Source organism: Coleofasciculaceae cyanobacterium, from assembly GCA_036703275.1.
Classification (GTDB): Bacteria; Cyanobacteriota; Cyanobacteriia; order Cyanobacteriales; family Xenococcaceae; genus Waterburya.
The window spans coordinates 260,005-273,622 of sequence record DATNPK010000111.1; the positions used below are offsets into that span (position 1 = coordinate 260,005).

The 13,618-nt window shown below is 40.3% G+C and carries 12 protein-coding genes; 5 read left to right on the top strand and 7 right to left on the bottom strand.

Annotated features, from left to right (window positions below; genetic code table 11):
• Positions 1–216 precede the first annotated feature (216 nt).
• The 3 genes from gyrA to V6C71_26160 all read right to left on the bottom strand — a co-directional run bounded on the left by gyrA (position 217) and on the right by V6C71_26160 (position 5,307).
• On the bottom strand, positions 217–2,772 hold the full coding sequence (gene gyrA / locus V6C71_26150; protein HEY9771941.1) for a DNA topoisomerase (ATP-hydrolyzing) subunit A: 2,556 nt from the start codon (positions 2,770–2,772) through the stop codon (positions 217–219).
• A gap of 201 nt (positions 2,773–2,973) precedes the next feature.
• Complete coding sequence (locus tag V6C71_26155; protein HEY9771942.1) at positions 2,974–3,966, bottom strand: glycosyltransferase; 993 nt, start codon at positions 3,964–3,966, stop codon at positions 2,974–2,976.
• 18 nt (positions 3,967–3,984) lie between these two features.
• A complete protein-coding gene (locus V6C71_26160) occupies positions 3,985–5,307 on the bottom strand; it encodes a HAMP domain-containing sensor histidine kinase (protein ID HEY9771943.1) in 1,323 nt (440 codons plus the stop codon).
• 278 nt (positions 5,308–5,585) lie between these two features.
• Between V6C71_26160 and V6C71_26165 the strand changes: the two genes are divergently transcribed.
• Positions 5,586–5,912: a DUF3155 domain-containing protein gene (locus V6C71_26165; protein HEY9771944.1), complete on the top strand. Its 327-nt coding sequence runs from the start codon at positions 5,586–5,588 to the stop codon at positions 5,910–5,912.
• 149 nt (positions 5,913–6,061) lie between these two features.
• On the opposite strand, the gene V6C71_26170 is transcribed toward V6C71_26165, so the two are convergent.
• The 3 genes from V6C71_26170 to V6C71_26180 form a co-directional block, all read right to left on the bottom strand.
• The gene (locus tag V6C71_26170; GenBank protein ID HEY9771945.1) at positions 6,062–6,586 is read right to left on the bottom strand and encodes a cofactor assembly of complex C subunit B; all 525 of its coding nucleotides are present in this window, start codon (positions 6,584–6,586) and stop codon (positions 6,062–6,064) included.
• Between the two features lie 78 nt (positions 6,587–6,664).
• A complete protein-coding gene (locus V6C71_26175; protein HEY9771946.1) occupies positions 6,665–9,025 on the bottom strand; it encodes a polysaccharide biosynthesis tyrosine autokinase in 2,361 nt (786 codons plus the stop codon).
• A gap of 109 nt (positions 9,026–9,134) precedes the next feature.
• Positions 9,135–10,706, bottom strand: coding sequence for a polysaccharide biosynthesis/export family protein (locus V6C71_26180; GenBank protein ID HEY9771947.1), 1,572 nt, complete (start codon positions 10,704–10,706; stop codon positions 9,135–9,137).
• Positions 10,707–10,774: 68 nt separating this feature from the next.
• On the opposite strand from V6C71_26180, the gene V6C71_26185 reads away from it, so the two are divergent.
• From V6C71_26185 to V6C71_26200, 4 genes are all read left to right on the top strand, one after another.
• Positions 10,775–11,053, top strand: coding sequence for a TIGR02450 family Trp-rich protein (locus tag V6C71_26185; GenBank protein ID HEY9771948.1), 279 nt, complete (start codon positions 10,775–10,777; stop codon positions 11,051–11,053).
• Between the two features lie 126 nt (positions 11,054–11,179).
• Entirely contained in the window at positions 11,180–11,356 is a 177-nt protein-coding gene (locus V6C71_26190; GenBank protein ID HEY9771949.1) for an ATP-binding cassette domain-containing protein, read from the top strand.
• 112 nt (positions 11,357–11,468) lie between these two features.
• The gene (hisS, locus tag V6C71_26195; GenBank protein HEY9771950.1) at positions 11,469–12,758 is read left to right on the top strand and encodes a histidine--tRNA ligase; all 1,290 of its coding nucleotides are present in this window, start codon (positions 11,469–11,471) and stop codon (positions 12,756–12,758) included.
• An 85-nt stretch (positions 12,759–12,843) separates the two neighbouring features.
• Entirely contained in the window at positions 12,844–13,134 is a 291-nt protein-coding gene (locus V6C71_26200; protein HEY9771951.1) for a DUF2288 domain-containing protein, read from the top strand.
• Here V6C71_26200 and V6C71_26205 read toward each other — a convergent pair.
• On the bottom strand, positions 13,131–13,559 hold the full coding sequence (locus V6C71_26205) for a hypothetical protein (GenBank protein HEY9771952.1): 429 nt from the start codon (positions 13,557–13,559) through the stop codon (positions 13,131–13,133). The two genes, V6C71_26200 and V6C71_26205, sit on opposite strands and share 4 nt — an antisense overlap.
• Positions 13,560–13,618: the final 59 nt, after the last annotated feature.

The window sequence follows — 13,618 nt, forward strand, 5'->3', positions numbered from 1 at the left end:
TGATAACTACTTTGACGAGCGACCCACAAAGCCGCTCGTCTCAAAGTCATGCAAAACATGACGATGGGGCTTATGCCCCGTTCGTCTGGGGTTCCCTTCGACGCGGTGGTTTTACGGACGTGCAAGGGCAGGAGTGTATGGTTAAACCACATCGAGATTCTTACCGCAATGAGGATAAACGGCTTGACCGTGAACACGCTCGCTCTAGTTTGATTTCTATGGCGATGTTTCTTCTACTTCAGCTTCTATTGGCGGAACAGGAGCAACAGCTGCGATCGCGTCATCTTTATCTAACCTCTGAACCCTTACTCCAGTAGCATTACGAGATTGTAAAGATATTGCTAGTACCGCCTGACGAATCATAATACCTCGATTGGTGACAATCATTAGTTCGTCGTCTGGGTTAACAATGTCAATTGCCACTAGGCGGTCGTCTTTGGACTTGAATTTGATGGCTCTTACTCCCATTCCTGAGCGATTTTGCAGGCGGAATTTAGCAATAGGCACTCTCTTACCATAGCCATTATTGGTAATAGCCAGTAGCCAAGGACCCTGATCTACTGCTTCATCGATCAGTTCTTCGGCACTGTCTTCATCTTCTTCATCTCCTACCGTATCAATAGTGGCAACTATCTGAGCAGGAATAATATCCATACTAATCAGCTCATCATTGCCTTTAAGCTTCATCGATTTAACTCCCTTTGTCGATCTGCCCAAAGGACGTAGCTGTTGGTTATTGGTTTGAAAGTGGATCGCCATTCCCTTGCGTGTTCCAATAATTACGCTATCTTCTTGGGTTGCCAAACGTACCCAGCGTAATTCGTCTTCGTCTTGCAAAGAAATTGCAATTAAGCCGTTAGAGCGAATATTAGCAAAAGCCGATAAAGCAGTTTTTTTAATGTTCCCCTTGCGAGTCAGCATCACCAGATATTCATCTTCAGTAAATTCGCTAACCGCAATCAGCGAGGTAACTTTTTCTGACTGAGATATCGGCAACATTTGAACTAGGGGAATTCCTCTAGCAGTACGAGAGGTGGCAGGAATTTGGTAAGCATTAAAGGAGTAGACTACCCCGCGATCGCTAAAGAATAAGACCGTATCGTGGTCACAACAGGTCATAAAGTGTTCGATGCCGTCGTTTTCCTTCATTTTGGCCGCTGCTTTTCCTCTTGTCGCTCGACTTTGGGCTTCAAAGGTACTCACGGGCATCCGTTTAATATAGCCTTGTTCTGTTAACAAAATAACCGACTGTTCATTGGCAATCAAATCTTTATCAAGTAGTTCTCCTTCTCCTTGAACAATTTCGGTACGTCGAGGAGTAGCATGAATATTCTTAATTTCAGTAAGTTCGGTCTCGATAATCTCTTCGATCCGTTCTTTTCTTGCCAAAATATCATTCAGGTCGGTAATTTGATTTTGCAAGTCTTCATGTTCTGCCTGAATTTTTTCGGCTTCTAAAGCAGTTAAACGACGCAACTGCATCTGAAGAATCGCATCGGCTTGAGTATGGGACAGACCAAAGCGCTCTACTAGCTCATTTTTAGCCGTGGTAGCATCAGCAGCCCCTCGCAATAATTGAATAATTGAATCAATGTTTTCTAAAGCAATTAACAAGCCCTGTAGTAGATGATCTCTAGCTTCAGCTTTTCGTAGCTGATAGCGAGTCCTGCGGGTAATTGCTTCGACGCGGAAGTTTAAAAATACTTTGAGAAACTGACGAATGGTTAATAGTTGGGGTTCACTATTGACCAATGCCAACATATTGGCACCAAAGTTTGCCTGGATGGCAGTTTGCTTGTAAAGATTGTTGAGGACAACCCGCGGATAGGCATCACGCTTTAGTTCAATGACAATCCGCATCCCAGTGCGATCGCTTTCGTCGCGAATATCGGAAATACCCTCAATTTTCTTGTCGTTAACCAAGTCGGCAATCTTTTCAATTAGGGCTGCTTTATTAGTTTGGTAGGGTAACTGAGTGATAATAATTGCTTCTTTGTCCGCTCTACCTCTCTGTTGCAGGGTTTCGATCTCTGCTATTCCCCGCATCGTAATCGAACCCCGTCCCGCAGTGTAGGCTTCTTTAATGCCCGCTCTGCCGATGATTTGTCCTCCTGTCGGAAAATCAGGACCTTTGATGTATTGCATCAATTCTAGATCGCTAATTTCTGGAGCGTGAATTAAAGTGATCGCACCTTCAATCACTTCTCCTAAATTATGGGGCGGAATATTGGTTGCCATCCCGACGGCAATCCCCGACGAACCATTAATCAGCAGCTGGGGAATCCTCGCGGGTAATACCACTGGTTCTTGTTCTGAACCATCAAAATTATCGGCAAAGTCTACCGTTTCTGCTTCAATATCCCGTAGCAATGAATCTGTTGCCAAGGACTGTAAACGACACTCGGTATAACGCATCGCTGCGGGAGGATCGTTATCAATTGAACCAAAGTTTCCGTGTCCATTGATTAAAGGACTTCTCATTGAGAAATCCTGCGCCATCCTCACCAAGGCATCATAAACAGCCGTATCACCATGAGGATGATATTTACCTAATACCTCCCCCACAACACGAGCGCACTTACGAAACGGGCGGTCTGGGGTAAGTCCTAGTTCGTACATAGCGTAGAGGATGCGACGATGGACTGGCTTTAAACCATCCCTAGCATCTGGCAATGCTCTGCCTACAATTACGCTCATGGCGTACTCCAAATAGGAGCGAGACATTTCATTACTCAGATCGATGGGGATAATCCGTTCCTGGGAAGTGGTCATACTCTGAAAAACTCCAAATATATGCAATAATTTGGATTAATGGCTGATAAACTCGGCGCTTTTCTCTTTTATAGCCAATAAAGCCCAATATAGTAGCATTTTATAATCAAATTCTAGCATATTTTGGCACATTCTGGTGGCATAAAAACCCTGTTATATCTACCACAGAAGTCTTTTAGATTTCGCATAATTAGCTCAGATCTATTTTAGTTTTAATTTCTGCTGTAACTTGCCAAATATTTTCTGGATTTTTAATTGATTAATACGTCTGTTGTTTAAGCTTTTAATGTTGGCAGGATAATGCAGTCTCCAGTCAAAAAACTGATTAATTTCGGTTAAAATCACCTCTAATCTGGCTACTAAATGTTCACTGCGATATTGAGTTAACCAAGATTCTGAGATCTTCGTAGGTTGTTGCAATACTTGAGCAATTCTTTGTAAATCGTACTGAAGAGAATAGCCCGCAATCTTATGACAATTAAATCCAGGATCGAGATAGTCGGCTAGTCCATGATTAACGCTAGAAAATACTTGACAACCACAGGCTAAAGCCTCTAAAGGTGGTAAACCAAAGCCTTCGGTCACGCCGCTGGTTGCCCAATATTCGGCTGAATCATAAAGATAAATTTTGCTGCGGTTAAATAATCCTGCTAAATCTTGAACGTAGCTATCGATAACCTCTACCCGATAATCAGACTGTAGGGCAGGAATTAGCTGTTGTAGCAGATATTCTGAAGCTTTACGAGTCTGTAGCAAAATATCAATATTTCGCGGTCGGTCTAAATTATAAAACTCATCGCCAATCTGGTTAGGTAAATAGTAAATTAATCCATTAGCAGCCTTGGCTCCCCAGTACCCCATAGTATTTCGGCTAACAGTAATAATCGGAATTTCTGGAGGTAGAGCGAAGCCGTATTCTGCGCTATGGGCATGATAGATAATATTTTGACCTTTAAGCTGGGTAATAATTTTAGGCACATCAAAACCCCAACCAATTAGGAAAATTGCTGATTTTGGGCTGATTTTGGGCAATATGTCGTTTAAGAACAAATACTTTTCTTCCCTTTGGCGATAAGTAACTACTTCTGCCGAACAGATCCGCTGCGCCAAAACACAGGTATTTAACTCGGCCCATAGTCCACCGCCACCGAACTTTCCTGTTGTTCCAGGCAATAAAAAATATAATTTTCGCATCAATTGAATGAATAATTGTCAATTATGAGTTGAAATAGGAATCCAGACAATAAAGGTAGTTCCTGGACTATTTTCGGATAAATTGTTTGGACTAATCAATTCAATTTTTCCCTGCATTTTTGTCGCCAATTCTTGAGCTATCGCCAGTCCCAATCCAGTACCAGGAATATTGCTTTGAGCCTGTATGCCTCGGTAATGCCGTTCAAAGATTTGCTCTCGATCCGCTATGGGAATACCGTATCCCGTATCTTTAATTGCTATACCCAACATGGCAGGCTTTGCCATCTCAAGATCGAGCTGGATTTTTCCCCTTGGGGGAGTATATTTCAAGGCGTTATCAATCAAATTATTGAGAATTTCTCTAAGAGCAGAAACGTCTCCTGTCACTTCTGGTAAGATGTTAGGAATCTTATTAATCAGCTCAATGTCTCTTTCGGTGGCGATTACTGTTGCGGTGGCAATCAACGGTTCTAAAATCTGGGTTAAATCAACAGAAGTTAGTTCAGTAGCAGAACTTGGTAAGAGAAAACTACTGCGATCAACTTTGTTATTAATTTTAGTTTCCAACAGAGGAAAAGAACTATAACTATTATGAGGCGCAACCTGAGAATCAAAGGTAGCTAGCTGGTTAGATTCTGTCTCAAACTGCTCTAGCAAAGCTTGAAAACGATCGCTCTGTGCCAAAATGCTTTTGGCTAAATTACTGTTAGGATCATCTGGTAAAAGGCGTTTAAGCAGCAATTTGCCAAATGTCCGCAGTGCAGTTAGAGGGTTGCGTAACTGATGCAATAAATTATCTAGGCGATCGTGTTCGATACGCCTCAGATTTTCCTGGACTGCCAACTCATTTTGTGTCCAATGATACTGGAGTTCAATGAAGCGAGCGATCGTGATCGTACGAGCTATTTCTTCTATCTGTTGCAGCTCGCCTTGTAACCATTCTCGATCATCACGTCCGGTTACCAAAAGACCAATAAAAGCATCCTGATGAATCAACGGTAAAATTAGCTGTTGCGTATCTGTTGGCTCTGGTTTCCAAGTAGATTCTGTCGATCTCGTTTCCTTCTGTGTTGTTAAATTATTAGGTAATAATTGAGCTATGGAATGAGACTGTAATGCCTGCCAGATTTGCGATAACTTAGTAGGAGGAAGCTCACAAAAACTTTGATTTGTGGTTGGAGGATAAATCGCGAAAGGAAACAATTGCGCCTGCACGTCTTCACTCATTTCTTCTGTCAAATAGATAACACTCCAAACCGCACCCAAACTTTGAGACAATAAATTTATCTGGGATTGACACAAAGTAGTAAATTCGGTACTGGAAATATGATTGTTTGACATTATGCTCCACGGGCAGAGATTTCTAAAAAGTTATATGGTAGCTATGAAAATGGCTATCAACTTAACCTAGATATCTAATTTTGGTTTTTGACTATTTCGCTGTTTTCTCATCATAAAATATTAAACAACACATTTTTTAGATAGCATCTTTGCCTAATTTTTATTCGGTAATTTCCCTAGAAAACAGTTGATTTTTTTTGTTCATTACGATACAATAAAACTGAAAATAGTAACCAATGACACAGTATTCAGTAAGTAAAATTTAGGAGGTCAAAGGGTTGGCAAGGAAACGTAAACGCAAAAGCCGTCGTCGCCAAGAAGGGCGCAAAATTCTAGAACTCGTTCCTCAGTATCATATCGAAAGCGGTGAAGATAAGCCAGTAACTGCGGCTCGCAACTACATAGCCTCCCGCGGGATTCAGCCTCCATCCGTTTTGGTGGTTAAAAGAAACGAACACACCACAGATCGTTATTTCTGGGCAGAAAAAGGTTTGTTTGGCGCTCAATATGTAGAAGAAAACCACTTTCTCTTTCCCAGTCTGCAATCAATCGATCTTCAAGAGTGGGATAATGATAAAGCGATCGCTACAGCAGCTACTCGTTAGAGTAAGAGTCATTAATTTAAAGCAAATTTAAGCAAACTTAAATACTTAGATTTTTTTAAAGGGAGATAAATATTATGTTTATCTCCCTTTGAAGATCTAACCTAAAATTATTAAATTTTAATCAAACCTAATTAAGCTAATAGTTATATTTATTCCACTGTTTTCACCGACAGGTTTTCCTGTAGTTTAATCAACTCATCTCGATGAGCAGTAACGGTGACTAAATTAGGGCTATTTGTTCTAGATGTGACCTGTAATAACACTTCTTCCCAGCGACCAGCTTTACGCCAATAAAAAACGCCAGCTAAGGGTGCAATCAAAACCAATAGCCAAAATAATAGATTGTTAACATTAGGAAACAGCAAAAACAACACCAAAACCAAACAAGATAAACCTACTACCGCTAAAAAACTTAACAATATAGCTAAGAAAAGGCTGGGCTGTACAAATCCTTTGAAAACAATCAGCTTATTTTCTGCATTAACGGCGGTTAGTCGGTAAGCCCTGGCTTCAAAATATTCTTGCAATTGTTTAAGCAAAATATCTGCAGATTCAGCAGGAACAAGCTGTATCTGCTTGGTACGATCTTTGACTGAAGCGCGAATGAAGAAAAATAACCCGATCATCATCAACAGGGTCAAAAAAAAGGTCGAGGAAATAACTGGCAGGTTCACTAGATTAAATTCAGATTTATGATCGTGACAATATTCTCAAATACATTGACAATTTTTTCTTTACTACCAGAAATTTTCTTACTGGCGATCGGCATAATAATGATTATAGTAATGATAAGAGCTAGTAGTGCGGTTGACCTGATTTGCGACTACTCCTAGAACGGGCACGTTAGACATTTTAATATTATCAATATTTTGCTTAAGTAAAGAGCGATCGGTCTTGCCAATTCTGACTACCAATATCACTCCATCAGTACGACTTGATAAAATTCTACCGTCGGCAAATCCTAATATTGGTGGAGTATCGTAAATAATTAAGTCATATTTTCTACTGCTTTTTAAACGTTCCATCAAAGCGTACATTTTTTGAGAGGAGAGTAAGCGAGTCGGATCTGGGGGAATTTCTCCTGCCGTGATGATAGATAAATTTTCCCACTGAGGAACTTTGACAATTGCTTCTTCAACGTCTAGGCCAGTAGCTAAAACGTTACTCAAGCCTTCTTGATTCTCAATCCCAATCCAGCGATGAACTTGAGGACGGCGCAGATCGGCATCAATTAATAAGACTTTTTGCTCCATTGCTGCTGCTGCCTGTGCTAAATGACAGGAGACAGTCGATTTTCCTTCCGAGGGAATAGAGGAGCTAATTACAAAAGAGCGGATTGAAGTGTCAGAGCCTAAAAGCTTGATATTAGTGTTAAGAGAGCGAAAAGACTCTAAGAAAGGAGAAGCACCATACCATTTTTGCTTACTATCGACAGCAGACCTTGGCGAAGCTTTAAAAGAGCGATTGAGATTAAGAGTGTTGTTACCAATTTGTAATCGAGGCAAATTAACTTTTTCTTTTTTAGGTTCTACTAATAATTCATCTAAAGGTTTGAGATCTTTTTGTACTGGAATCAAACCTAATATAGGCAATTTTATTCTCTCTTTTAGCTCTTCTGAAGAGTGAAAAACTGGATCGAGACGCTCTGCTAATAGTGCTGCGGCACAACCTAACATTAAACCAGAAACTAAGCCTAACGCCAGGTTACGAACAGGATTAGGAGATATAGGATTTTCCGCTACGCTAGGTTGTGAAATCGCTTGCCAGGGAAGCGCTTGCTGCGCTCCTTGAAGCTGTAATTCTTCTTGAGCAGTTAAAAAGCGGTTTAAACTCTCGGTGGCTACAATTAGCTGTCTGTTTAAATCAGTATATTGACGGGCGATAACAGGCATTTGCTTGGTCAAACTATTCAACTCAGCGATCGCTCCTTGTAGAACCCGCTCTCTAAGCTCAAGTATTTCGATTTTATTAGCGGCTTCAATATACTTTTGGTTGAGTCCCAGGCGTAAAGAGCTAGGAGAAGTTAAATTTGGCGTGTTTTCTACTGCATTGGTCAAATTTTGACCTAAAATTCCACTGGCTTCCTGCTGCAACAGTGCAAGTAAACGAGTTTTTTTATCTTCCAAAGCTTGAACAACTGGATTCTGGTCTGAAAAGCGGGAAGATTCTTTAGCTAGCTCTACCTCGACTTGCTGTAGCTCATCTAGCAAATTTTGGTATCGTGGTGATTCGCTTAGATAGCTTGCAGCTAACGCCTGTTGCGGTTCCAATCTCAGCTGATTTTGGAGCAAGGCGTATAAAGATTTTGTTTCTTTTAATTCAGCCTGAGTATTAAAGTATTTTTGCTCAAAATCAACCCGCTGCCTGGCTAATATTCCTGCTTGCTGTTCTGGATCTAATAGATTGTATCGCTGACGAAATTTTTGTAGCTTACCTTGCAACCGATCAACTCTTGACCTTACCTCTGGTAATTGCCTCTCAACGAAATCAATACCTTGTCTAACTTCTACTCTTCTTTCTTCTAAAGAATAACGCAGATAAGCTTCTGCCAAATTATCTAAAACAAACTGAATTTTGTTTGGATCGCCATCAACGTAGGACACCTCTATTATTTTGGTTTCGTCTAGCTGCTCAATTTTTAGGGGAGACCTTTTCGGCTTGATTAGCTCATCATATTCGATTTCTGAATACTTAGTAGACAGATTTTTGACGATTGGTTCGAGAACGCGAGGGCTTTGCAGTACTTTAATTTGAGTTTCATAGTCTAATCCTCCTAAATCCTGCTGCAATATTGAAAGAGTATCGTCTTGCTCTTCGGTTACCGGCTCGACTAAAAGTTTGAAACTACCCTCATACTTTGCTTCCTGATTAAAAGTTACAATTGCCGATAAAGCAGTTACGCCAGCAACTACACCACAAATTAAACGCAAGCGATGTTTAACTATACTGGTTAATTGACGTAGATCGATACTATCTCCTTCGGCTTCTCCTGATTGGTCAACCACAGGTAAGGAATAGGCATAGGTATCGTTTGCATTTCTAAGACCAATCCCATTACCATTTCTATCTTTTGAAGGAAGATAAGTAGAACGATCTGAACTTCTATCGGGCATTATTTTATCAATCCTCACAACGCGGATTATTTTAAATTATTCGCATAATGACCCATTGCCACTGCAAGATGTGGCAGAGCAATGGGCTAACACTTTAGCGCACTCTTATCTAAAAGATGGCATTAAATAAACCAAATAGACCCCCAAGAGGGCTAGTTACATTACCAATACTATCGCTAGTTGCGGTTGTACCAGAACGACCAACGACCACTACATCGTTTTGACCGAGAACTGGATTAGTTTCGTCATTAACTTCTGCGCCAAAATCGACTTGAATTTTTCGCTTTTCTACCGTACCGTTTGGCTTAAGGCTAACCAGTTCGACCTCCTTACTGTTGGCACGCTGAGTATCAAATCCACCAGCAGCTAAAATAGCCTGGTTGAGCGGAGTGTTTGGCTCTACTTCTACAGGACCTGGGGTAACTACTTCTCCTACGACATTAACTGTAATTGTCTCTGGAGAAAAAGTAGCTGAGGCAAGTTGACGTCTTTCTTCTTCGGTAGGTGCCTTTGCTTGAGGAATAAGGACTTTATCTCCTTCTTGCAAAATAATATCTTGGCTAGTATCTCCAGATTGAATAACCTCCCATAGATTAACCGCAATCGTCTTTTCTTCACCATTCCAGGCAGTACGTTTAATCTCTACTTGTTTAATATCTGCTAGAGGTTTGATACCATTAGCAGCACTAATAGCCTGAGAAAGTCTGGGAGGAATTGACTCTTCTTTTCCTTGATTAGCTACATTAATACTATCTCTGCTGAGTAGTCCTGGTTGAATAAAATGAGAACCTGGACGATACACTTCTCCTACTACCGCTATCTTGATCGGTTTGTCTGATTGTAAGCCAAAGCTAGATTGAGCTAAACGATCTAGTTCAGAAGTATTAATTTTATCAGTTGTAGGTACAAAGATAGTGTCTCCATCTCGAAGAGAGATATCCTGCCTAATTTGATTTCTGGTTAGTAGATCCCAAAGATTAGCATTGTAAACAACTTCTTTGCCCTTATTTTCTCTGGTCACTCTGACGTTACGCACGTCAGCAATAGTAGTAATACCGCCAGCTTGTTCTAGCATATCAGTGACGGTAGGAAACTGAGGATTCTCAGCAGTTAGAGCAACCTCATAAGCTCCTGGATTGTCTATTTCTCCCGCAATACCAATTCTTAAGGGGCGAGGTGTAACTAAACCAACAGTAATAATTGGTCTTTTAAGATAAGTTGCATACTCTTTAGAAACTACATCAGAAGTTTGCTTGAGACTCAAACCTCTAACATCAACTCGACCAACTAAGGGCAGACTAATAGTACCATCTACCAAAACAGGATATTGTCCGCTATATTCTTCTACCTGGAAGATATTGAGATTGATTGTATCGCCAGCTCCCAAAGTATAGTCAGTTTCCTCAGTCGCAAATTCTACGTTAGCTGGAGGTATAGGAGCTGTAACTTGTGTAGGGTTAGAGCTAGGAGCTGTCTGGTTTTCTAGGGGTGGTAAATCTCTATAGTTGAATTGTTGTGGTTCAGTTGATGATTGTCCTGAATTTGTATCTTGTAATTCAATAGTGTTGTCCTGAGCAATTGCTGGAGCCGATGCAAGAGCCAAACAGAAGAATAAAGCGATTGCGCTATAGCTATTAACTCGTTCTAAAAATAATTGATACAAAACAGAGGTAATTTTCATAAAAATATCACAATGAAAAAGAGTAGATTATTGCGACTAGACTATCATTATTATCTCTTGAGGTTAAAATGTCGAAAAAACAAAAACTAAAGTTCCCCTACTTAATTGGCTCAAAATGGACGGCCAAACAAAAAACATGGGGGTGGAGACATTTTCAGGTAACTAATCGCAAAAATCAAGGAAAATGGATCTTTGCCGAGATGGTAGCATCTTGCGATTCTCAAACCCGCTTTTGGGTTAATGCGTCTCAGCTTAAGGACGATTCCTTATGGCTACCAGGATGGAAAACGCTCCAAGAGATAAAAAAAACTGAGAGCTATGGTGATGCTAATAATTCTAGCTATTAATCTCGTTTATAAGTTTAAAGATTGAATCAAGTTGTTGCTAACAATTTTAATAAAATGGCTTGAAAAGATAATAGCATTATCTTTGATAATTGTTTTTTGGTTTATAAATAAAAATTGTAAATATCAATGAATAATGCACCAGTAACATTATTAAATATTGACAAAACAGACAAAAAAATTTTGCTGGTCGATCATCTTTCTTTAATTAGAGAAGAAGGAGAAATATTGGGTATTTTAGGAGCAAACGGTGCAGGCAAATCAAACACAATTCGGATGCTAACCACTCTATCACAACCAAATTAATACGTTGGCTAGAAATATCTCGGCGAAGAGCGATCGCCTATAATTACTAGTGAACGGGACTCGGTCTTCTGCGGTCAGTTTTTTCCAGACACAAAAGCAGCATAAGCAATAAATGATTCAAGCATTAAGAGGAACAAGAGATATTTTGCCAGAGGAAGTTGGATACTGGCAGTTAATTGAAGCAACGGTCAAAGAAATATTGGGTCGGGCGGTATATCAAGAGATTCGTACGCCAATTTTTGAGCAGACAGCATTATTTGAGCGCGGGATTGGAGAAGCTACTGACGTAGTAGGTAAAGAAATGTATACCTTTAGTAGTCGAGGAGATAAGTCTATTACTCTTAGACCTGAAGGTACGGCAGGAGTAGTCAGAGCTTATATTCAAAATAAGCTTCATGCCCAAGGAGGTGTACAGCGACTTTGGTATACGGGTCCGATGTTTCGTTATGAACGACCACAAGCTGGTCGTCAGCGTCAGTTTCATCAAGTCGGTTTAGAATTACTAGGCTGTGATGCTCCTCGTGCAGATGTCGAAGTTATCGCCTTAGCTACTGATATTTTGCGCACTTTGGGTCTGAAAAATTTGCAGTTAGATATCAATTCGGTGGGAAATGGTGAAGATCGCGCTCAGTATCGTGAAGCTTTGGTTAGCTATCTCGAACCTTATCAAGCTGATTTAGATCGAGATTCACAAGATCGATTAACCCGTAATCCTCTACGAATACTAGATAGTAAAGACCCTAAAACTCAAGAAATTGCCCAAAATGCGCCTAAAATTACCGAGCATCTTAGTGCAAAATCGAAAAAACACTTTGATCTGGTGTTGCAGTTACTCACGGACTTAAATATTAAATATCAGATCGATCATTGCCTAGTGAGGGGTTTAGACTACTATACTTACACTGCTTTTGAAATCAAATCTAATGATTTAGGCGCACAAGCAACAGTTTGTGGTGGTGGACGCTATGATGGCTTGGTAAAAGAACTAGGTGGTCCTGAAACTCAAGCGGTAGGTTGGGCGATTGGCATGGAAAGATTAGTATTGCTGTTGCAACAGCTAGAATCTAATCTTGTTAATATTCCCGATATGTATATTGTTTCTCGTGGTGAGGCAGCAGAAGCACAGGGATTGTTATTGGCGCAGAAGTTACGTAGCTTAGGTTTGAGTGTCGAACTAGATCTAAGCAGTAGTGCTTTTGGTAAACAGTTTAAAAGAGCCGATCGCAGTGGTGCAGTTGCTTGTTTGGTTTTAGGCGATGCAGAAGCGGAGAATAATACCGTTAACTTAAAATGGTTGGCATCGGCAGAACAACAGGCGATCGCTCAAAACGATTTATTAAAGATGGCAGAAGAGTTAAAGGTGAAAATTGCGAGATTGAAAAGTCCTGAAATAATCGCCTAAAATGATTTAAAAGGCAACAGCCAATTTGCTAAATTTCCCAGCAGAGCCTTAAGATAATTGGAAGTAGATAGCAATCCAATTGACTATGTCAGGTTTAAAAGAGAAATTAGAAAAAGATGTTGCCAATATTTCTTGGCAAGACTTGCAGCCTCACGCCAAAAGAGATGCCATTATCGTAGTTAAAGATGAGTTAGATCTTTCTGAAGTAGCAGTAGCGATCGCGCAAGACAATACACCTTCAGTTCAACGATGGATTAGCGAACAATTTATTTCTAAGCCAACTTCAGCAGAACTTACCCATTGGAATCAGACACCACAGAAAGAATTCACGGCTTTGATTGTCCAGCCCTTTGTGATTGTTAAAGAAGCAAATTAATCATTTTGGTGGCGCTGTAGTCCCGACTTAACCCAGGCGATGCAGTCTAACGGACAACTAAATATTTTGGGTGCAGCGATATTGATTAACTTGTTTGGCGCGTAATGATCGTAAAAACACTTGTTAGCTTCTTGATGGATCACAATTAGATTGTGATGATAGGTATAACGCTGCCGAAAATAGCGCGATCCTTCTAAAATTAATTGGCTATCTAAATGTTGTTGGGCGATCGTTACAATCTCTTGTATTGTACTAGAATACAACTGAGCAGGGTTTACTGCTTGGTGTAAGATGCTGGTGTAGCCTTGCTCTGATAGTAGAGAATAAGAGTAGATATTTTGACCATCAACGCAGCTAAAAACGAAGGGAATAATCAAACATTCCTGATATGCTACAGATTTTTCGTAGAGAAACCGCTCGCTCATTTTGGTTTACTCCTCAATTGAACTGTATAGGCTGTTATAAGTCAGTCTTTAATTATTAT

Bases quoted from the DNA above. Each gene is read 5' to 3' on its own strand.
- gyrA (HEY9771941.1), bottom strand. From the start codon at position 2,772: ATGACCACTTCCCAGGAACGGATTATCCCCATCGATCTGAGTAATGAA.
- V6C71_26155 (HEY9771942.1), bottom strand. From the start codon at position 3,966: ATGCGAAAATTATATTTTTTATTGCCTGGAACAACAGGAAAGTTCGGT.
- V6C71_26160 (HEY9771943.1), bottom strand. From the start codon at position 5,307: ATGTCAAACAATCATATTTCCAGTACCGAATTTACTACTTTGTGTCAA.
- V6C71_26175 (HEY9771946.1), bottom strand. From the start codon at position 9,025: ATGCCCGATAGAAGTTCAGATCGTTCTACTTATCTTCCTTCAAAAGAT.
- V6C71_26180 (HEY9771947.1), bottom strand. From the start codon at position 10,706: ATGAAAATTACCTCTGTTTTGTATCAATTATTTTTAGAACGAGTTAAT.
- V6C71_26185 (HEY9771948.1), top strand. From the start codon at position 10,775: ATGTCGAAAAAACAAAAACTAAAGTTCCCCTACTTAATTGGCTCAAAA.
- V6C71_26190 (HEY9771949.1), top strand. From the start codon at position 11,180: ATGAATAATGCACCAGTAACATTATTAAATATTGACAAAACAGACAAA.
- hisS (HEY9771950.1), top strand. From the start codon at position 11,469: ATGATTCAAGCATTAAGAGGAACAAGAGATATTTTGCCAGAGGAAGTT.
- V6C71_26200 (HEY9771951.1), top strand. From the start codon at position 12,844: ATGTCAGGTTTAAAAGAGAAATTAGAAAAAGATGTTGCCAATATTTCT.
- V6C71_26205 (HEY9771952.1), bottom strand. From the start codon at position 13,559: ATGAGCGAGCGGTTTCTCTACGAAAAATCTGTAGCATATCAGGAATGT.